At 59.5% G+C, this 20,422-nt stretch carries 19 protein-coding genes; 11 read left to right on the top strand and 8 right to left on the bottom strand.

Going from position 1 to position 20,422, the window contains the following annotated elements; all coding sequences use genetic code 11:
• Positions 1-16: 16 nt before the first annotated feature.
• A complete protein-coding gene (locus tag ABS758_RS08570; RefSeq protein WP_350382256.1) occupies positions 17-901 on the bottom strand; it encodes a lytic transglycosylase domain-containing protein in 885 nt (294 codons plus the stop codon).
• Positions 902-972: 71 nt separating this feature from the next.
• Between ABS758_RS08570 and ABS758_RS08565 the strand changes: the two genes are divergently transcribed.
• Positions 973-2,517 carry a UbiD family decarboxylase gene (locus ABS758_RS08565; protein WP_350382257.1) on the top strand — a complete coding sequence of 515 codons (1,545 nt, stop codon included), beginning with the start codon at positions 973-975 and terminating at the stop codon, positions 2,515-2,517.
• A gap of 22 nt (positions 2,518-2,539) precedes the next feature.
• Here ABS758_RS08565 and ABS758_RS08560 read toward each other — a convergent pair whose 3' ends face one another.
• The 5 genes from ABS758_RS08560 to dacB form a co-directional block, all read right to left on the bottom strand.
• Complete coding sequence (locus ABS758_RS08560) at positions 2,540-2,872, bottom strand: hypothetical protein (protein ID WP_350382258.1); 333 nt, start codon at positions 2,870-2,872, stop codon at positions 2,540-2,542.
• On the bottom strand, positions 2,872-3,324 hold the full coding sequence (locus ABS758_RS08555) for a phage holin family protein (RefSeq protein ID WP_350382259.1): 453 nt from the start codon (positions 3,322-3,324) through the stop codon (positions 2,872-2,874). Before ABS758_RS08555 ends, ABS758_RS08560 begins: the two co-directional genes overlap by 1 nt.
• Before the next feature lie 5 nt (positions 3,325-3,329).
• Positions 3,330-3,653, bottom strand: coding sequence for an ElaB/YgaM/YqjD family protein (locus ABS758_RS08550; protein WP_350382260.1), 324 nt, complete (start codon positions 3,651-3,653; stop codon positions 3,330-3,332).
• 139 nt (positions 3,654-3,792) lie between these two features.
• Positions 3,793-4,431: a uracil phosphoribosyltransferase gene (gene upp, locus ABS758_RS08545; protein ID WP_350382261.1), complete on the bottom strand. Its 639-nt coding sequence runs from the start codon at positions 4,429-4,431 to the stop codon at positions 3,793-3,795.
• 96 nt (positions 4,432-4,527) lie between these two features.
• A complete protein-coding gene (gene dacB / locus ABS758_RS08540; RefSeq protein WP_350382262.1) occupies positions 4,528-5,907 on the bottom strand; it encodes a D-alanyl-D-alanine carboxypeptidase/D-alanyl-D-alanine endopeptidase in 1,380 nt (459 codons plus the stop codon).
• A 205-nt stretch (positions 5,908-6,112) separates the two neighbouring features.
• On the opposite strand from dacB, the gene queA reads away from it, so the two are divergent.
• The 10 genes from queA (at position 6,113) to lnt (ending at position 17,427) form a co-directional block, all read left to right on the top strand.
• Complete coding sequence (gene queA / locus ABS758_RS08535) at positions 6,113-7,171, top strand: tRNA preQ1(34) S-adenosylmethionine ribosyltransferase-isomerase QueA (RefSeq protein ID WP_350382263.1); 1,059 nt, start codon at positions 6,113-6,115, stop codon at positions 7,169-7,171.
• The gene (gene tgt, locus ABS758_RS08530) at positions 7,168-8,304 is read left to right on the top strand and encodes a tRNA guanosine(34) transglycosylase Tgt (RefSeq protein WP_350382264.1); all 1,137 of its coding nucleotides are present in this window, start codon (positions 7,168-7,170) and stop codon (positions 8,302-8,304) included. The genes queA and tgt overlap by 4 nt, the downstream gene beginning before the upstream one ends.
• A gap of 102 nt (positions 8,305-8,406) precedes the next feature.
• Positions 8,407-8,754, top strand: coding sequence for a preprotein translocase subunit YajC (gene yajC, locus ABS758_RS08525; RefSeq protein ID WP_350382265.1), 348 nt, complete (start codon positions 8,407-8,409; stop codon positions 8,752-8,754).
• Positions 8,755-8,857: 103 nt separating this feature from the next.
• Complete coding sequence (gene secD / locus ABS758_RS08520) at positions 8,858-10,729, top strand: protein translocase subunit SecD (protein WP_350382266.1); 1,872 nt, start codon at positions 8,858-8,860, stop codon at positions 10,727-10,729.
• A 12-nt stretch (positions 10,730-10,741) separates the two neighbouring features.
• Positions 10,742-11,677, top strand: a complete 936-nt coding sequence (secF, locus tag ABS758_RS08515; RefSeq protein WP_350382267.1) for a protein translocase subunit SecF — start codon at positions 10,742-10,744, stop codon at positions 11,675-11,677.
• A 208-nt stretch (positions 11,678-11,885) separates the two neighbouring features.
• Positions 11,886-13,373, top strand: coding sequence for a tRNA (N6-isopentenyl adenosine(37)-C2)-methylthiotransferase MiaB (gene miaB, locus ABS758_RS08510; RefSeq protein ID WP_350382268.1), 1,488 nt, complete (start codon positions 11,886-11,888; stop codon positions 13,371-13,373).
• Positions 13,370-14,392, top strand: coding sequence for a PhoH family protein (locus ABS758_RS08505; protein WP_350382269.1), 1,023 nt, complete (start codon positions 13,370-13,372; stop codon positions 14,390-14,392). Before miaB ends, ABS758_RS08505 begins: the two co-directional genes overlap by 4 nt.
• Positions 14,382-14,867, top strand: a complete 486-nt coding sequence (gene ybeY, locus ABS758_RS08500; RefSeq protein WP_350382304.1) for an rRNA maturation RNase YbeY — start codon at positions 14,382-14,384, stop codon at positions 14,865-14,867. Before ABS758_RS08505 ends, ybeY begins: the two co-directional genes overlap by 11 nt.
• A 54-nt stretch (positions 14,868-14,921) precedes the next feature.
• Positions 14,922-15,809, top strand: a complete 888-nt coding sequence (locus ABS758_RS08495) for a CorC family transporter (protein WP_350382270.1) — start codon at positions 14,922-14,924, stop codon at positions 15,807-15,809.
• A complete protein-coding gene (gene lnt / locus ABS758_RS08490; RefSeq protein ID WP_350382272.1) occupies positions 15,802-17,427 on the top strand; it encodes an apolipoprotein N-acyltransferase in 1,626 nt (541 codons plus the stop codon). The genes ABS758_RS08495 and lnt overlap by 8 nt, the downstream gene beginning before the upstream one ends.
• Positions 17,428-17,444: 17 nt before the next feature.
• On the opposite strand, the gene ABS758_RS08485 is transcribed toward lnt, so the two are convergent.
• Positions 17,445-17,861, bottom strand: coding sequence for an EAL domain-containing protein (locus ABS758_RS08485; RefSeq protein WP_350382274.1), 417 nt, complete (start codon positions 17,859-17,861; stop codon positions 17,445-17,447).
• Positions 17,816-20,065, bottom strand: a complete 2,250-nt coding sequence (locus tag ABS758_RS08480; protein WP_350382275.1) for a diguanylate cyclase domain-containing protein — start codon at positions 20,063-20,065, stop codon at positions 17,816-17,818. Before ABS758_RS08480 ends, ABS758_RS08485 begins: the two co-directional genes overlap by 46 nt.
• Between the last annotated feature and the right edge of the window lie 357 nt (positions 20,066-20,422).

Here is a 20,422-nt window from a genome sequence, read left to right as displayed (position 1 = left end):
ATTTCGCCCGGCTTTATTACTTGCCGAGGGGGATGCCGGAGGCCAGCGCAATACGACGGCGCTCGGCCAGCACCTTGGCACCGTACCCGCCGTCGCTGGGGCCCGACGCACCCACATAACAGGCCAAGCCACCCTGCACAGAACCCCGGCGGCGAATGCAGTCGGCCAGGATCTGGCCCCCCACACGGATATTGACCACCGGGTCAAAGATGGCAGGCTGCCCACCATACCGGCGCAGCTTGTCGTTGTGCACTGTTCCCATCACCTGCATCAAACCCTGCGCCCCCACGGAGCTCTCAACAAAAGGGTTATAACGGGACTCGATGGCGATCACCGCCAGCATCAATTGGGGGTCCAGCTTGAGGTCTCGGGCGACCGGAAACACAATTCGCACCAAGGCGCCGGCCACACTGGGCGAAATCCGGTATTTGCGGGCCAGATAACTGCGCAGACCGTGTACCTGAGACGCTGTTGCGCCGAATACGGAACGATCATGGATGCTGGCCGAGACTGCTTGCATGAATCCGGGTACACCGGCCTGCGCAACCGGCGGCTGGGCTGCGGCAGGCGGGTTGTCGCCCGGTTGTGCGGCAGCGGTATCGTCTGTAGCAGGCGGGCTGGTGTTATCTGCGGCATCCGGCACCTCGGACGAGGCCATGGGCGACCAGATTTCGTCGCTATCGGGTACGCTGTAGCTGCCACCATCTGCCTGAAACATGGCCAGGACAACTTCGTGCAGTTGCCGGGATTGTTGGCGCATGGACGGCAGCACCAAGCTGAGCGCTAGTGTTGTGAGAACCGCCAGCCCCAGATAAATGGCACTGACGTGGATGAATTCGCTGACAGGAGACACGACGGCACGCACCCCGTGCTGCAGTCGATCAGAAAATCCTGCAACCATGGCGGCCTCCGGCAGACAGTCGGATGGTAATCTGTGGCACGACGACACTGTAACCTGATTGGCCATACTCTGTGAAATATCGCGATCTCCGGGACTTCATTGCCCAGCTCGAGCGCCAGGGGCAACTCAAGCGTATCCAGCACCCTGTCTCCACCCACCTCGAAATCACCGAAATCTGCGACCGGGTCTTGCGCTCAGGAGGCCCCGCCCTGCTGTTCGAGCATCCGCTACATGCGGGCAAGCCTGCCGACACCCCGGTGCTGGCCAATCTGTTTGGCACCCCTCAGCGCGTGGCCTGGGGCATGGGTGCCGAGGATGTCTCCGCCCTGCGCGAGACCGGCGAGCTGCTGGCGTCGCTGCGCGAGCCCACACCCCCCCATGGCATGCGTGATGCCCTGTCCAAGGTCGCGATGCTCAAAGCTGCCTTGTGGGACATGAACCCACGCCAGGTAAAGGGGGCAGCATGCCAGGAAGTCGTCATTGAGGCCAACGAGCTGGATCTCAACACCTTGCCGCTGCAAAGCTGCTGGCCAGGCGATGTGGCCCCGCTACTGACCTGGGGGCTGGTGATTACCCGCGGCCCCAACGCCCGCCGGCAAAACCTGGGTATTTACCGTCAACAGTTGATCGGGCGCAACAAGCTGATCATGCGTTGGCTCTCGCACCGTGGTGGCGCGCTGGATTTCCGCGACCACTGCCTGGCACACCCCGGCAAGCCGTTTCCGATTGCCGTTGCCTTGGGCACCGATCCAGCCACCTTGCTGGCGGCTGTCACCCCCATCCCCGACAGCCTGTCCGAATATCAATTTGCCGGTCTCCTGAGGGGATCCCGCACCCAGCTGGCGGCTGCGCTGGGTAGCGACCTGCAAGTACCCGCCCAGGCAGAAATCATTCTGGAGGGCCATATTCTGCCCTCCACAGACCCTCGCGCGCAGGCGCCCGCCGTACCCGAGGGCGTTAAACCGCCGCCAGAGACCGGCTACGAAATGGCCCTGGAAGGCCCTTACGGCGACCACACCGGCTATTACAACGAACAAGACTGGTTTCCGGTGTTTACGGTTGAGCGCATCACCCATCGTCGCCAGCCGATTTATCACAGTACTTATACCGGCAAACCGCCGGATGAACCCGCCGTACTGGGGTTGGCGCTAAACGAAGTTTTTGTGCCTTTGCTCAAACGCCAGTTTCCCGAGATTACCGATTTCTACCTGCCCCCCGAAGGCTGCAGTTATCGTCTGGCAGTGGTCTCCATCCGCAAACAGTACCCGGGGCATGCCAAACGCATTTTGTTTGGCCTATGGAGTGTGCTGCGGCAATTTATGTACACCAAATTTATTGTGGTGGTGGACGAGGACATTGATGTCCGTAGCTGGCCCGAAGTGATCTGGGCGATGACCACCCGGATGGATCCTGTGCGTGACACGGTGCTGGTGGACAACACCCCGATCGATTATCTGGACTTTGCCTCTCCGGTGTCCGGCCTGGGCGGCAAGATGGGACTGGACGCCACCAATAAGTGGCCGGCAGAAACCCCACGTGAATGGGGCCGCCCCATCCACATGGACGAGGACACCAAACGCAAGGTGGATGCCATGTGGAGTCAGCTGGGCATCTAGTGCCCCTGGTTGGTTCCGATCCTTACCTTTGGCGCTTGCCCAACCAGACCAGCCCGGTGATCAGGGCGGTTTTAAGCGCAATGCGGCGGCGGCTTCGGCTGCCCAGCAACGACCCCAGCAGCGAACTCATCAGCGGATAACGGCGCAAGGCCTGCAGACCCACGCCAAGCCACCCCAGACCCTTGGCACGCAAATGAGCACGGGCTTGCGCAGCCAGCGCGTCGGGTTGTAGCGCCTGCACCAACTGACACCCCGTACGGCGCAGCGCCAGACGCTGATAATCAGCCTGGAGACGCAGCAACTGAATACGCAACTGACGCTGCTGTGCGGCTTGAGATGGTGCAAACAACGACATTACGACATCCCCCGAAAAGGATCTTCATCGGGCATGTCGGTGCCGTCAGGCGCCCGGTTGAAGTCTGATGTGGCGCTGCCAGCGGCAGGTATTTTGAACGCCTGCGCATCCTGCTGCAACACCTGGGCACTGACCGCAAAGGGTGGCGGATCTGTTTTGAGCCGCCGCAACAGGCACACCAGCACAACGGCACCCAGCGCAGCATAGCCCAGGGCCAACAAGCACAAGGCCAGATAACGGTGTTGGGTGGGCCAGAAATACAGGGCAATGGTGAGCGTAGCCACCAGTACTGCCAGCGCCAGCAGAAACACCGCCAGCACCAGCTGCGCCAGACGGCACAGCAGGCGATCTCGGACATCCTGAGCCTCGAGACCCAGGAGCTCGAGCCGGGTACCCAGCAGAGCAGCCAGCTGGGCGGCGAGATCTGCCGCGACCTGACCGAGTGTTGCCATTGGGCTTAGCGCCGCGACAGCAAAGCGCCCAGAAGCAGGCCGGCAACTCCCGCAATGCCAACCGCTTTCCAGGGGTTGGATTGCACGTATTCATCGGTATCGTGCACAACCTTGCGGCCTTGTTCGACCAGATTGGCCTGCGTATCAGCCAGAGCACTGCGGCCCTGATCGAGGGCGGTCAGCGCCCGTGCACGCAAATCGGCCGCTTTTTCGCCCGTTGCGTCGGCGGCTTCGCGCAGCAATTTTTCGGCCTGATCCAGACTGGATTTAAGGTCTTCGATAAGGGCGTCGCCTGCGGACTGTGTCGCAATTTGCTTACGAGTGGCCATTCGGTACTCCTTGAATCTGACAGAGGAACTCATATCCTACCTGATTCGGACAGAGATCTGTGTCAGAAACTGTACAAGCAGCCGACAATGACCGCCAAAACACGCCCAACTACTGCTTAATCCGTCTTTTGGCGGGTACTTAATCCGTCTTTTGGCGGGTACCAAAAATGCGGTCACCCGCATCGCCCAGGCCGGGGATAATGTAACCATCTTTGTTGAGGTGGTCATCAATCGACGCGGTATAGATATGGACATCCGGATGCGCCTGCTCGACAGCGGCGATGCCTTCCGGGGCAGCCACCAGCACCAGGGCCCTGATGGTGCGGCATCCGGCTTGCTTGAGCATGTCGATGGCAGCCACCATGGATCCCCCGGTGGCCAGCATCGGATCGATAATCAGCGCCAGGCGCTGATCCAGTTGACCCACCAATTTTTCGAGATACGGCTGAGCTTGCAAGGTTTGCTCGTTGCGGGCGATACCCACCGCACTGACCTTGGCTCCCGGAATCAGATTGAGGACCCCATCCAGCATGCCAATCCCGGCGCGCAAAATGGGCACAACAGTAACTTTTTTACCCGCCAGCTTTTCGACGTCAAGCGCACCGGCCCAGCCCATGATGTGCGAGGGCTCGAGCGGTAGATCTTTAGTGGCTTCGTATGTCAGCAACGAGCCGATTTCTTGCGCCATCTCACGAAAATTCTTGGTGCTGAGATCGGCGCGACGCATCAGGCCCAGCTTGTGGCGGATAAGGGGATGGCGAATTTCGTGGATGGGCATGGCAAACCTGTCGACTGGCGGAAACTGGACAGCAGTTTAACCCCTGGTGGCATACACAGAAGGGGCACGACCGCGCAGCGGCGGCCGGTGCCGGTGTCAGTGGGCCGCCAGCCAACGCACCAGTGCGTCATCAAATGCACGCACTGCCCCGGCATTGGCATGGTTTACCAAGCTCACCAAAATATACCGCTTGCCACTGACGCCTCTGACATACCCGGCCAAGGCGCGCGATTCACGCAAGGTACCGGTTTTGAGATGTGCCTGGCCACGGGTATCGTCTGAACGCAGCCGTTTGCGTACGGTACCGTCCATCCCTGAAATGGCCAGCGAGGATACAAACTCGGGCATCATCGGCGAGCGCCAGGCGACATCCAGCATCTGCGCCAAGCCGTGCGCAGTCAGGCGGCCTTGCCGCGACAGGCCCGAACCATTGTCCAGCACCCAGCCCGCGGTATCCACATGCTGGCTGGCCAGTACCTGACGGACCGCACGGGCGGCCGTGTCTGGTGTGGCGCCAGGGCCGTTGATTTCGGCCCCCAGGGTTAATAAGGTCATGCGGGCCATGACGTTATTGCTGTGCTTGTTGATCTGGCGGATGACATCGGCCAGCGCCGGAGAGTCGTGTGACACGAGGACGTCTGCATTGGCCGGCACCGTGCCCTGGGTAAACCCCTTGCCCAGCGTACCGCCAAGTTCGCGCCATAGCAGACGAAACAATGACTCGAAATGATCCGCCTGCGACCCGGCCAGGCGATACAGGCTGAAATCTCCACACGACCCCGAGGCCTGACCACCAATGCGAATAATTGCGACGGGCCCCTGGGCTGTGGCATCCGCAGAAAACTGTGAGGCCGGCTTGCAGCGACCGTCGCGCCACTCGAGGCGACCTTCGATGCGAACGTTGCGTGTGGGGGGATCGATGACTGGAATCCACTGCCGGTGCGCAGCATCGGCCTGGAAAAAAATGCGCGTGGCGCCAAACCCAACCATCATGGCATCAGGGCTGGCGTTATAGGGCCGGTCGGGTGAGTCGTCGAAGTCGCCTGGGTCGATGGACACAGGCCCGAACACACTGCGATCAACCACCACACTGGCAAGGTTTTTTACTCCGCGCAGACGCAGTTCGCGCAAGGCAACCCAGAGGTCTTCGATGGTGAACCAGGGGTCGCCAGCCGCCTTGACATACAAAGGCCCTTGCAGCGTGCCCTGATCATCAATGCGGGCGCCACCAACCGACAAAAACCGCGTGCGCCAGACATAATCTGGCCCCAACGCCGACAGGGCCGTCCAGGTGGTGACGGTTTTCATGACGGACGCCGGATTGCGCGGCACATTGGCTTGCACCTGCGCCAATACCGGCCCACCTGCTTCGCGAATTTCCAGCGACAAAGAAGCATCGGGCAAGCGAGTGGCCTGCCAGGCTTTTTGCAACTCGGGCGGCAACGCCTGGCCCCAGGCGCTTGCCGCCCAGACCATGCCTGCCCACAGTGCCAAAGCACCGGCTACCCGGCCTGCGAAGCCACGTCTCCAGCTAGAGAGACGCGGCCATCGAATACTGTCCTGCGCTGTCCGCATCATCCGCACACTCAAAAAAGTCCCAGCATAATCCAAAGTTTGTTAGGACTAAAATACCGGCCAACCTTTATTTTCAGACGTTACAGATGCAACGTCTGCCCTGCCCGTGATTGCCGACCTCGATCTTTCTGATTTTGATTACCACCTGCCCCCCGAGCTGATCGCCCAGCATCCAGCCGAACGCCGGGATGCAAGCCGGCTGCTGCGCCTGGACGCCGCCAGCACCCGGCATGATCTGCAATTTACCGACCTGCCCAGTCTGCTGCGGGCAGGAGATCTGCTGGTGTTCAACAACACCCGGGTGATCAAGGCCCGCCTGCGTGGACAAAAGGCCACTGGCGGGCAAATCGAGGTGCTGGTCGAACGCATTCTCGATCCACACCATGTGCTGGCTCATGTGCGTGCCAGCAAATCACCCAAGCCCGGCACCCGGCTGATACTGGCCGACGGCGCATTTGACGCGCAGGTACTGGGACGCGAGGACGAACTCTTCAAACTGCATTTTCCCGAACCCGTCCTGGCGCTACTTGATCAGTACGGCAGCGTGCCTCTACCTCCCTACATTACCCACGCCCCCGACAACGAGGACGAATCGCGCTACCAAACGGTTTATGCACAGAAACCAGGTGCTGTGGCTGCACCCACAGCAGGGCTGCATTTTGATCAGGCCATGCTCGACCGCCTAAAGGCGCAAGGGGTGGACCAGGCATTTGTCACCCTGCATGTAGGAGCGGGTACGTTTCAACCCGTACGGGTGACCCACATCCGTGATCACGTCATGCATGCCGAGCGCTATGTCGTCTCTGCCGAAACCTTGCAAAAAGTGCACGAAACCCGCGCTCGTGGTGGGCGTGTGGTGGCGGTAGGCACCACCAGCGTGCGCTCGCTTGAAGCAGCCGCTGCAGAAGGTGATGGCATCCATACCACCGAAGGCGATACCCGGCTGTTTATCACCCCGGGGTACTCGTTTGCCTATGTGGATGCCCTGATTACCAATTTCCACCTCCCGCAATCCACTCTGCTGATGCTGGTGTCTGCTTTGGCTGGCACGGGCCCCATCCGCCAGGCATACGAGCACGCCGTACAATCCCGCTACCGCTTCTTTAGCTACGGCGATGCCATGTTCATCGAGGCCGCCCAGAACCCCTCTGCCCTGACCCCATGACCGGACTGCAATTCGAACTTCTGCACACGGACGGCGCCGCACGGCGCGGCCGCATTACCCTCAACCACGGAATCGTCGAAACGCCCATCTTCATGCCGGTGGGCACCTATGGCAGCGTCAAGGCCATGCTGCCCCACGAACTGACGGAAATCGGCGCCCAGATTGTATTGGGCAATACGTTTCACCTGTGGTTGAGGCCGGGTACCGATATCCTGGATCAGCATGGCGGCCTGCACGGGTTCATGCAATGGAACCGCCCCATCCTGACCGACTCGGGCGGATTTCAGGTATTCAGCCTTGACAGCATGCGCAAGATCACCGAGGAAGGCGTGCGCTTTGCCTCGCCCATCGATGGTTCTCGGCAGTTTCTCTCTCCGGAAGAATCCATGCGCATCCAGCGCAGCCTGAACTCCGATATCGCGATGGTACTGGACGAATGTACGCCGTATCGCATCAGTGACCGCCCGGCGACACACGAAGAAGCAGCGGCATCGATGCGCATGTCCTTGCGCTGGGCACGGCGCTCGCGCCAGGCCTTCCAGGATCTGCAGAATCCCAATGCCCTGTTTGGCATTATCCAGGGGGGCATGTTTGAAGACCTGCGCGACGAATCTCTGGCGGGTCTGACCGAAATCGGCTTCGAGGGCTATGCCATTGGCGGGCTTTCGGTGGGTGAACCCAAAGCCGACATGATGCGGGTACTGGCCCACGTCACTCCCCGCATGCCGGCCGGCGCACCCCGCTACCTGATGGGAGTGGGCACCCCTGAAGACCTGGTTGAAGGTGTATCACGCGGCGTAGACATGTTCGACTGCGTGATGCCCACCCGTAACGCACGTAATGGCTGGCTCTTTACCCGATACGGCGACATCAAGATTCGTAATGCCCGCTACCGCGCCGACACCCGGCCCCTGGATCCAGACTGTACCTGTCACACCTGCCAGCATTTTTCGCGGTCTTATTTGCATCATCTGCAACGTGTAGGTGAAATCACGGGTGCCCGGCTAAATACTTTACACAACCTGCATTTTTACCTGAACCTGATGGCCGAAATGCGCGAAGCCATTGAGCACCAGCGGTTTGAAGCATGGCGCGACAACTTCCTGCGGGATCGCCAGCGGGGGATTGATTAAATATCCCTACAGACGACCCTGCCCGGATGCCGCTACAATCAAGAGTTAATCTCATCTATTATTTCCTTCCTTTAACCCACACTCGAATTCCCAGGAGCCTTCATGTCTCTGCTTGACACCCTGACCCTGATCCCGGCCCAGGCGGCTGCCGGTGGCGAACCCAATGCCTTGATGAGCATGCTGCCCATCATCCTGATGTTCGTCATCCTGTACTTCCTGATGATCCGGCCGCAGATGAAGCGCCAGAAACAACACAAGAAAATGGTCGAAACCCTGGGCAAGGGCGATGAGGTCATTTTGTCTGGTGGCATACTGGGCAAGATCAGCAAAGTCAGCGACAGCTACATCACCCTCGAAATCGCTCAATCAGGCGACAAAGCCGTGGAAACCATCGTGCAGCGTAGCGCTGTCACGGCTGTGCTTCCCAAAGGCACAATCAAGTCGCTCTGATCCCTTCCGGCGCCGTCGGCACGCACCACGTGCAGTTGTCCCCCCAGACATGCTGCCCACCCTGGACGGCGCCCGGTCTTTTACGCTTCTCTCCTGACCGACCATGAACCGTTACCCCATCTGGAAATACCTCATCGTGCTGGCCGCCGTCGTGATTGGCGTGCTCTACACGCTGCCCAATCTCTATGGCGAATCCCCCGCTGTCCAGATCGCCGGGGCTAAAACATCGGTCAGGGTCGATCAGGGCACCCTGGACAAAGCCAACGAGATCCTGGCACAGGCAAATATCACACCGACGGCGGGTTCATTTGAAATGAACGGCCCGGTAGGGACAGTGCGCCTGCGGTTTGAAACCACAGACGTTCAGCTCAAAGCCAAGGACACGCTCGAAAACGCGCTTAACACCGATCCCAAGAACCCGGATTACACGGTGGCGCTGAACCTGATGTCGGCCTCACCCAACTGGCTGACGGCCTTGGGCGCCCACCCCATGTATCTGGGGCTGGATCTCCGAGGCGGTGTGCACTTTTTGCTGCAGGTTGATTTGCAGGGCGCACTCACCAGCCGCTACGACTCCATGGCCGGCGAAGCCCGCACGGCCCTGCGCGACGCCAAGATCAAATACGAAGACGTCGAGCGCAACCAGCAATCCGTGCATGCAAGTTTTGCAAGCCAGGACGCACGTGATGCAGCCGCCGACACTCTGCGGCGCACCATGCCCGAGATGGAATTCTCAACCGGCCGTTCAGACAACACCTGGACGCTGGATGGCAAGCTCAGTGCCACCTCCATCACCCAGGTGCAAAACAGCGCCCTCAAACAAAACATCCAGACACTGCACAACCGGATCAACGAACTTGGCGTGGCCGAGCCCGTGATCCAGCAGCAAGGCGGCGACCGGATCGTCGTCCAGTTGCCTGGCGTGCAGGACGTTGCCAAAGCCAAAGAGATCCTTGGCCGCACCGCCACACTGGAAATCCACATGGTGGACGACTCCCCGTCGGCCACCGCCGCCCTGGCCTCGGGCCGTGTCCCGTTTGGCCTGGTGAAATACACCGACCGCGATGGTCGGCCGTTGCTGCTGCGCCGGCAGGTGATCCTTACTGGTGAAAACCTGCAAGACGCGCAACCTGGGCGCGACCAGCAAACACAAGAGCCCACCGTCAACCTGACGCTCGATTCCAAAGGTGCACGGATTTTCCGCGACGTGACGCGAGACAATATCGGCAAGCGGATGGCCATCGTGCTGTTTGAAAACGGCAAGGGCGAGGTTGTCACCGCCCCGGTGATCCGCTCAGAAATCCCGGGTGGCCAGGTGCAGATTTCGGGCAGCATGACCGCCCAGGAAGCCGCGGATGTCTCTTTGCTGTTGCGCGCCGGCTCGCTTGCAGCCCCGATGCACATCATCGAAGAGCGCACCATCGGCCCCAGCCTGGGTGCGGCAAACATCAAGCAAGGCTTTGATTCCACCTTGTACGGCTTTACGGCCATCGCCATTTTCATCATTTTTTACTACCACCTGTTTGGCCTGTTCTCCACGCTGGGCCTCTCGTTTAACGTGCTGTTGCTGCTGGCGGTACTGTCCATGCTGCAGGCCACCCTCACCCTGCCAGGCATTGCGGCTATCGCACTTACCCTGGGGATGGCCATCGATGCAAACGTCCTGATCAACGAGCGCATCCGCGAAGAACTTCGATTAGGATTACCACCCCAGCAAGCCATCCATCTGGGCTTCGAGCGTGCGTGGGCAACCATTTTCGACTCCAACCTCACCAGCCTGATCGTCGGGATTGCATTGCTCACCTTTGGTACCGGGCCGATACGCGGCTTTGCTGTGGTGCACACTATCGGCATTCTCACCTCCATGTTCTCGTCGGTGGTAGGCGTACGTGCACTGGCCAACCTGTATTACGGGCGCAAACGCAAGCTCAAGACCATCTCCATCGGCCAGATCTGGAAACCCAAGCAAGACTAATCAGGATTCATCATGGAATTTTTCCGCATCCATCGCACCATCCCGTTCATGCGGCATGCGCTGATCCTGAACATCATCAGCCTGCTTACATTTTTGGCCGCCGTATTTTTCATTGTCGGCCGCGGCTTTCACCTGTCAATCGAGTTCACTGGCGGCACCGTCATGGAGGTGCACTACACCCAGACCGCACCGGTGGGCGAGATCCGCAACGCCATTGACGCCCTGGGTTACGGCGACTTCCAGGTGCAAAATTTTGGCACCTCGCAAGACATCATGATCCGGCTGCCAGTGCGCCCCAACGAAGACACGGCCACCCAAAGCCGCACGGTGCTCACCGCACTGCAGGCACAACATCCCGATGTGCAGTTGCGTCGGGTTGAATTCGTCGGCCCGCAAGTGGGGCAAGAGCTGCTTCACAACGGGCTCATGGCGCTGCTGTTTGTAGTGGTGGGGATCATCCTGTACCTGGCGGTTCGCTTCGAATGGAAGCTGGCGGCATCATGCGCCATCGCCAACTTGCACGACGTGGTGATCATCCTGGGATTTTTTGCCTTCTTCCAGTGGGAGTTCTCACTCTCGGTGCTGGCGGGGGTGCTGGCGGTACTGGGCTACTCCGTCAACGAATCCGTGGTGGTGATGGATCGTATCCGCGAGAACTTCCGCAAGCAGCGCAAGGCATCCGTACGCGAAATCATCAACGCGTCCATCACACAAAACATCTCCCGAACCGTGATTACCCACGGGTCCACCCAGATGATGGTACTGTCGATGTTCTTCTTTGGCGGCCCCACCCTGCACAACTTCTCCCTGGCCCTCACCATCGGTATCTGGTTTGGCATTTACTCCTCCGTGTTTGTGGCTGCCGCCCTGGCCATGTGGATGGGGATTCAGCGTGAAGACCTCGTCAAGCACGTCAAGAAAGATAACACCGAGGTAGAACTGGGATAATCCTGGACAATCCACAGCCCCTGCGGGCTGTGGATTGCCTGGATTATCCAAGCGGCCAACAGGCCGCGCGGTGGGGTTATCCTCCCAACCAACAACAGCGCTGCCAGATACCTGGACCACCCGGGCATCTGGCAGCGCTGTGGGTTAAAATGCCCGATCATCCATTTTTCGACGCCCCCGGGATGTAAACCCGCCCCGGCGCTTTGCCATGCAAGAAACCCCCGTACGTCGCCCCGGCGTCATCCCTGCTTCCCGCGAATCCGCCGAGCACCTCAAAGACCAGGCCTGGCGCCAGTCTCAAGATGAAACCCTGGCAACCCTGCTGCAGCCTGTGTCACCCGGACAGCATAAAAAGCTCTTCATCCGCACCTTTGGCTGCCAGATGAACGAATACGACTCCGAAAAAATAGTGGATATTCTCCGCGCCACCAAAGGTGTCGAGCTTACCGATACACCGGAAGACGCGGACATCATCCTGTTCAACACCTGTTCGGTGCGCGAAAAAGCACAGGAAAAAGTGTTTTCGGATCTCGGGCGCGTGCAGCACCTCAAGCAAGCCAAGCCGGATCTTGTCATCGGCGTGGGTGGCTGCGTAGCCAGCCAGGAGGGCGAAGCCATTGTCCGTCGGGCACCTTACGTCGATGTGGTGTTTGGTCCGCAAACCTTGCACCGCCTGCCCGAGCTCATCGACCGGCGCCGGGCCACAGGCCACTCGCAAGTGGATATTTCGTTTCCCCTGATCGAGAAATTTGACGCGCTGCCGCCAGCACGCGTGGACGGCCCCACCGCCTTTGTGTCCATCATGGAAGGGTGCAGCAAGTATTGCAGCTTCTGCGTTGTCCCCTATACCCGGGGTGCCGAGGTTTCCCGGCCTTTCGACGACGTGCTCACGGAAATCGCAGATCTTGCCGATCAGGGTGTGCGCGAAGTAACCCTGCTGGGCCAAAACGTCAATGCCTATCGCGGCCCCACCGGGGCCGCAGACGAGATTGCCGACTTCGCGATGCTGCTCGACTACGTGCACGACATTCCGGGGATCGAGCGCATCCGCTACACCACCTCGCACCCCAAAGAGATGACGGCACGCCTGATCGAAGCACACGGTCGCCTGCCCAAGCTGGTGCCTTTTTTGCACCTGCCGGTTCAAGCCGGCAGCGACCGCGTGCTGGCCGCCATGAAACGCGGCTACACCGCACTCGAATACAAATCCATCATCCGGCGCCTGCGTCTTGCACGTCCCGACATGACCCTGTCATCCGACTTCATCGTCGGGTTTCCAGGCGAAACCGAAGCCGACTTTCAAAAAACGCTGGACCTCGTCCAGGAAGTCGGCTTTGATCAGTCCTTTTCCTTTGTCTACTCCAAGCGCCCGGGCACCCCGGCAGCTGATCTGGACGACCCTACTGCGCAAGCCGAAAAGCTTGAACGACTGCATCGCCTGCAAGCCCTGATCAACCAGCAGGCTGCCGATATCAGCCAATCCATGGTGGGCAGCGTACAGCGCTTGCTGGTCGAGGGGCCCTCAAAACGCGACCCAGCCGACATGAAGGGCCGCAGTGAAAACAACCGCATCGTCAACTTTGCAGGCCAACCAAGACTGATTGGCCAGATGGTGGACGTGCGCATTACCGAAACCATGACCAACACCCTGCGGGGCGAAATCATCACCCGCGAAACCGGCCATATTCCTGCATGAGTACCCGCATCAAGACACCCGGCCCGCGTCCCGTGACGCTGCAATTGACGGGAGACAACACGCAGCTGTCCAATTTCTGCGGCCCACTGGATGAGAACCTGCGCCAGATCTCTCACGCCTACGACGTGACGATCAACCGACGCGGCAACCGCCTCAGCGTTCGGGGGGCACGTGCCCAAGAGGCAACAAACGCCCTGCGCTGGTTTCACAAACGAGCCGAAAAAGAAGCGCTATCGCTGGATGCGCTGCAACTGGGGTTGGTAGAGCTCAGCAACCGTGGGATTTCAAACTCGCACCTGCCCTCAGACACGTCGGCCCAAAGTTTGCCCGAGCTGCCGCCTGTGGATGCAGACGGTATCGTGCTGCATACCCGCAAATCGGATCTGCGCCCACGCACACCCCGGCAACGCGATTACCTGCAGGCCATCCTCAAGCATGACGTCACTTTTGGTGTGGGCCCCGCCGGCACCGGTAAAACCTGGCTGGCGGTGGCTTGCGCCATCGACGCAATGGAGCGTGAATCGGTGTCACGTCTGGTGCTTACCCGCCCCGCAGTAGAGGCCGGCGAGCGCCTGGGCTTTTTACCCGGCGACCTCACCCAGAAGGTAGACCCCTATCTGCGCCCGTTATACGACGCGCTGTATGATCTGCTGGGCTTCGAGAAGACACAGCGCTTCTTCGAAAAGCAAACCATCGAGATCGCCCCGCTGGCTTACATGCGCGGGCGCACACTGAACCACTCCTTCATCATTCTGGACGAGGCCCAGAACACGACACCCGAACAAATGAAGATGTTTCTCACGCGGATCGGGTTTGGCAGCAAGGCCGTCATCAACGGCGATCCTTCGCAGGTAGACCTGCCCAAGGGCCACCAGAGTGGGCTGCTGCACGCACTCGAAGTGCTGGATGGTGTCCCCGGCATTGCCCAAACACGCTTCACCAGCCGCGACGTGGTGCGCCATCCGCTGGTGGCACGCATTGTGGATGCCTACGAGCAAGCCGGCGACCATGTATCCTGAGTTTTCACTGGCTGTCCAGTACGGTGTAAAAGCACCGCACCTGCCACGCTGGCGCCTGCGCCGCTGGGTCGGCCGGGCACTTGAACACGCTCTGGTGCCCCCAGACCCCAGAGCCGGCCAGCCTGTGGCACTGACTATACGCATTGTGGACACCAACGAAGGCCGCACCCTGAACGCAGCCTGGCGGCAGCGTGACTACGCCACTAACGTACTGACCTTCGAATACGGTGCAGATCCCTCGGGCTTGATCAGCGGAGACATCGTGCTCTGCCTGCCGGTACTACAGCAAGAGGCCCTTGATCAGCACAAGCCGTTTTTGCACCATGCCGCACACCTGGTGACCCATGGCGTTTTGCACGCATTGGGTTATGACCACATCCAGACAGATGAAGCCGAACGCATGGAAGCACTGGAAACAGCGATCCTTGCGGCACAGGGGATCCCCAACCCTTACCTGACGCAATCCGGCCCTTAAGCGTTTGACACTTTATCGGTTATGCTACGGGATCCATTACTCGTCCTTCGGACAATGCCAGACCCTCACTCCTCAGACTCAGAACCCCGACCTACCCAGGCGGCTTCCCGTTCGCTTTTCTCCCGTCTAAAAGCCCTGATGCGGCCTGCCCCACCCACCGACCGCCAAGGCATCCGGGCCGTCCTCGAAGCCGCACACGATCACTCGATCCTGGATGGCGAATCCTACGCCATGATCTCGGGCGCGCTTGAAGTTGCCGACAAAACCGTTGCCGACATCATGGTGTCGCGCTCGCGGATGGATCTTCTCGACGTCACTCAACCCTTGTCCGAGCTCATGCGCAGCATCACCGAGACAGGTCACTCCCGCTTTCCGGTATACGAAGGCGACCGTGACAATATCATCGGTGTTTTGCTGGCCAAGGATCTGCTGCTCACGCTATCCGATCACGCCCTGGATATTCGAGCCCTGATCCGGCCCCCGGTGTTCATCCCCGAAACCAAACGGCTCAACGAGCTGCTGCACGAGTTTCGCGTCGGCCACAATCACCTGGCCATCGTCATCGACGAACACGGCGGCATCTGCGGGCTGGTTACCATGGAAGACGTGCTCGAACAGATTGTGGGCGACATCGAAGACGAATTCGACGAAGCAGACGAAAAAACGATTTTCCGCACCGGCGAGAACAGCTGGCGTGCCATGGGCATGACCGAAATCGACGACTTCAACGAAGCCTTCCACGTAGATATCCCCGACGAAGATTACGACACGCTCAATGGCTGGCTGGCCGCACAATTGGGCCATATCCCCCGCCGGGCCGAGCGTTTCGAAAGCCACGGTCTGGCAATCACAGTAGTGAGTGCCGACAGCAAATGTGCCCGCTGGCTGCATATCCAGCGGATGACAGACCAATCACAGGAACCCGCCTCACAGCATGGTTGAGCCCAACAGCAAGCAAGGGCAATCAGCCAAATCCTGGCTCTACCTGATTCTGGCCGGGGCGCTGCAGGCGCTTTGCTTCGCACCTGGGCCGCTACCTGCCTGGAGCCTGCCCTTTGTCCAGATCGCCAGCCTGGCGGTATTGGCTGCGCAAACATGGCAGGCAGGCACCCTCCGGCAAGCCGCCTTGCGCGGCTGGCTCTTTGGCTGGGTGCAATTCAGCATCGGGGTGTACTGGCTGACCATCAGCATGCACCAGTTTGGTGGCCTGGCCCTGCCCCTGGCCATTGCCGCACTGCTGCTGTTTACGGCTGCCATGGCACTGTTCGCGGCAGGCGCCTGCGCACTCACTGCCTGGCTTTGTGCCGCCTATCGCCTGCCCCAGCAAAAGGCAGGCAGGCAGATCCTCAACGCCCTGGTCTGGGCCAGTGCCTGGGCATCCTTTGAGTGGCTGCGCGGCACACTGTTTACCGGATTTCCCTGGCTAAACATCGGTTATGCGCACGCAGAGGGCATGTTTGCGGCCTGGGCCCCTTTTATAGGGGTATATGGGGTGGCCTGGCTGGCTGCTTTCGCAGCCGGAGCCATTGCACTGATGGCACGAGCCAAAGACACCCCCTACGATCGCAGCGCAGCTGCCACCATTGCCCTGGCTTTGCTGAGCGGTTTATTGGGCATTGCCTGGGGACACATCGACTGGGCCCGGGCATCTGGCCAGCCCATGCTGGTGCGTTTGGTGCAACCCGCCACGCCACAGGCCGACAAATTCAATCCCGACCGCTTGTCAGAGGCCATGGCACGCACGCACCGGCTGGCAGGCCTGGCTGCCAAATCGCCTGAAGACCAACCTCAGCTGATCGTACTGCCAGAAACCGTATTGCCCGTGTTTCAAGACCAGATCTCCCCCGCCTTCTGGCAATCCTGGATACGCCTTAGCCAAACCATGCAGGCACCCATCATCATGGGGCTGCCCTTGCACACCCGCAGCCAATCGGCAGACCGCTACACCAACAGCGCCACGGTCATTCAACCCACCGACACGCAGGGTCCCTTGCAGCCGGGTCAATGGCACTACGACAAGCAGCATCTCGTCCCGTTCGGTGAATTTATCCCGACCGGGTTTCATTGGTTTGTCCACGCCATGAATATCCCCCTGGGCGACTTTAATCGCGGACAGCCCGGGCAGGCCGCTTTGCACATTGGCGATCAGGCCCTGGCCATCAATATCTGCTATGAGGACGCCTTTGGCGAGGAGATTGCCGCAGCGGTCAGGCCGGGGGCCAATGGCCAGCCCGGTGCCAGCGTACTGGTCAATCTCAGCAATCTGGCCTGGTTTGGCAACTCCTGGGCACTCCGGCAGCACCTGTGGATCTCGCGCATGCGCGCCCTGGAAACTGCACGGCCAGTGATTCGGGCCACCAACACCGGGACAACTGCCGCCATCGGCCCCAAGGGTGAGGTCCGAGCCGAGCTGGATCCCGGCATACCGGGCGTGCTGGACGTAGAAATCCAGGGGGCCCAGGGCCTGACCCCGTATGTCCGCTGGGGCGACCGCCCCATCCTGATTTGGCTGCTGGCTCTGTTGCTGGCAGGCCTCTATCTGCGCAAAAAAAGGGCCTGAGCCACTGCAGCCACCGGCTAGGCGGGGTGCACCAGATATTGTTGTTCGAAGTCCGAAGCATTCAGGGGTGGACCCAGCCAAAACCCCTGGCCGGCATCACACCCAATGGCTTTGAGCACTTGATGCTGTGCGGCGTTGGTGATGCCTTCAGCAATCACTGACATCTCAAGGCGGTGTGCCAACGAAATAATGGTTTCACAAACCGTTCGGGCCACTGGACTGTTGGTAATCTGCTCCGTAATTCCTGGATCCAGCTTCAGAAACTCGAAAGGCAGGCGCCCCGACACCAGCAATGCCGGCATGCCAAGAGACGCAGCACCCACACAAAATCGCATGCCGGCGTGATGCAGTGCCAGCAGCCCGGGCCGCACATTGTGCTCAAGGTGCGTCAGGATGCGCTCATCAAACTCAAGCGACAGACTATCTGCCGGCAAACCTGCCCGGTATCACAAGCGAAAATCGGCTGATATTCAAGAAAGAACTCGCCAGCGGCCAAAGCCTGGGGCAGCCCCACCAGCAGATCGTGTTGCATCTGCACTCGATTACGCATGGATTGATCAAAATACCGATAGCGATTACGACCTTGTGCCTTGGCAGCATACATGGCCATATCCACATGGCGCATCAGGGACTCGGCGGTATCCGCATCGGCGGGATAGAAGGCCAGGCCAATGCTGGCAGAGACATGGGTGGCAGTGCCCGCCAATTGGTAGGACTGCGTGATGCGGGCAAGTATCTGCTCACATAAGTGATCCATCACGGTACGGTCAGGGGCGCCTGTCAGCAGCATCACAAACTCGTCGCCACCCAGCCGGGCAATAAAATGTTGTCCGTCCGGAGCACACTGACGCAGCCGTTCGGCAACGTCTACCAGCAGGCGGTCGCCCATCGCATGGCCCAGCGAATCATTGACCTCTTTAAAGAGGTCCAGATCCATGAACAGCAGCGCCAGGGTCTGCCCCTTTGCGCGAGACTGGGCAACGCTATCGAGCAACTGCTCGTTGAAATACTGGCGATTGGGCAAGCCAGTCAGGGGATCATGGTGTGCCTGATTCCAGATGGCCGTTTCCATCTGTTTTTTCTGGGTGATATCACTTAGCATCACCACCCGGCAGTTGACGGTTCCATCGTGATTCCAAGCGGTATCCAGCACCACACGCTGGGCGTACTCCTCGCCCGACCTACGCTGCTGCCAGCGCTCACCCTCCCAACGTCCCTTGGTATTGATCGCGTGCCACATGGCATCGTAGTAATCACGGTTGTGACGCCCTGGCCGCAACAAAGACAGCAACTCGCCGACCACTTCGTCGGGCCAATAGCCGGTCATTTTGGAGTACGCTGGATTCACGTCGATGATCACACCGGTGGGCTCTGTGATCACAATGGCTTCACTGCTGTTCTCGTAGGCAATGGCTGCCAATTGGGCAGAGGACTCTGCCTGCTTGCTTTCAGTGATGTCCTGCACCAGCCCAATCACCGAGGCCTCGTCACCACTGCCGATGATGGTTAAAAACACCTCGATATCAATCAGGGAGCCGTCTTTACGTCGTCCGCGGTGCTCAAAGCGCACCGTGGGCGATTTGCGGGTAAGGGCATTTTTAAGGGTTTCGTCTACCAGATAGCGTTCTCTTGGGGCGATCAACGCAAGCAGCGACAGCTGATCCACCATTTCGTCTGGCTGATAGCCAAAGATGTCGGCCATTTTTCGGCTGACAAAGCTGAAGCGCCCATGGGATGACAGGAAGATACCCACCAGCGCATTGGCTGCAAGCCCCTGGAACACCAGATCTGCCCGCTGCAAGCCCTGCTGGTTGCTGTGCATTTCCTCGATGAGCTCGTGGATATGCTGCACGCCTACGTTATACGCGGTGCTGATCTCTGCAACCTCTCGCACACCCCTAGGCTCGAGACGATGGCTGTAATTACCGTGCGCAAATGCGCCGGTGCCTTTGCGTAGCTCGGATAAAGGCAGCACAACCATCCGGCGCATCGCCCAAAACAAAAAGATAAGCAAGGCAAGATCAACAAATACCGCTACCAGCAAAGTACTGATGACGTGATTTTTGACTTCCCGCAACTGTGGCATTAAGGCGTCGGACGCAGCCGACACAGATTTGAGCAAGGCGCCCGCATCATCAGCCAACCATTGGCGTTGCACGCCGCCAGGCAGATCCTGGGGATCGCGCGACGCTTCGCCGTGCGAGTAAGAGTTGAGAATGACCGCCTGCAAGCGCCCCTTGAACCCCACCCAGTGACGCTGAATACTAGGCAGAAACTGACGCACCACCGCCTGCTGCAACGGCGCAATCTCACGATCACCAACCACCCCGCCCTGATCCAGCGCCTGCAGATGGCGATCCATTGCATCGATATCTTTGCTGAGCTGGCCTGTTTGCAAAAGCCCACCATCCGAAAGACGCATGGCCTGCACCGCCAGGCGCTGACTGCCAGTGCGCATCTCGGCCAGCACGGCCGACTGATCGAGGGCGGCGTCGTAACCCGACATTAGTACGTACACCAGGCCCGCATTACCCAATATCATGGCCAGCACCAAGCCATACAGGGCTGCAGACAATGCCGCGATGCCAAAATACGAGTGGCCGCTAAACCTTGTTTGCCGGGATATTGGTAGGCGCATGCGTTTGGATTTTCTGGGATATGTCGGGACTACACGATGCCCGCACAAAAAGCCGAGCACAAAATAGAACCACTATAAATATATCTTAATGGATCGGCCCCAAAAGGTAACAACGCAAAAGCCCGGTTTCCTGGCGGGATCTCGGGCTTTTGCTAGTACATGTGTGTAAAACCCAGCCGTCACGATAGAAGCGCAACGACACACTCAAGGTTCTCAACACTGAGCTTTGCGGTTTCATGCCCGCAGGAGTGCGCCCATGCTGGACGCACACGAAAAAAAAGGGCTCTACATCATGAACGGGGGACAGCGACATTCATTAGACTTGTTTTTACGAAGAACACGTTTAATGGAGCAATG

This window comes from Castellaniella sp. FW104-7C03, assembly GCF_040276085.1.
In the GTDB taxonomy this organism is placed as follows: domain Bacteria; phylum Pseudomonadota; class Gammaproteobacteria; order Burkholderiales; family Burkholderiaceae_B; genus Castellaniella.
Note: the sequence above shows the minus strand (reverse complement) of the source record. Positions and strands in the feature narration are given on the sequence as shown.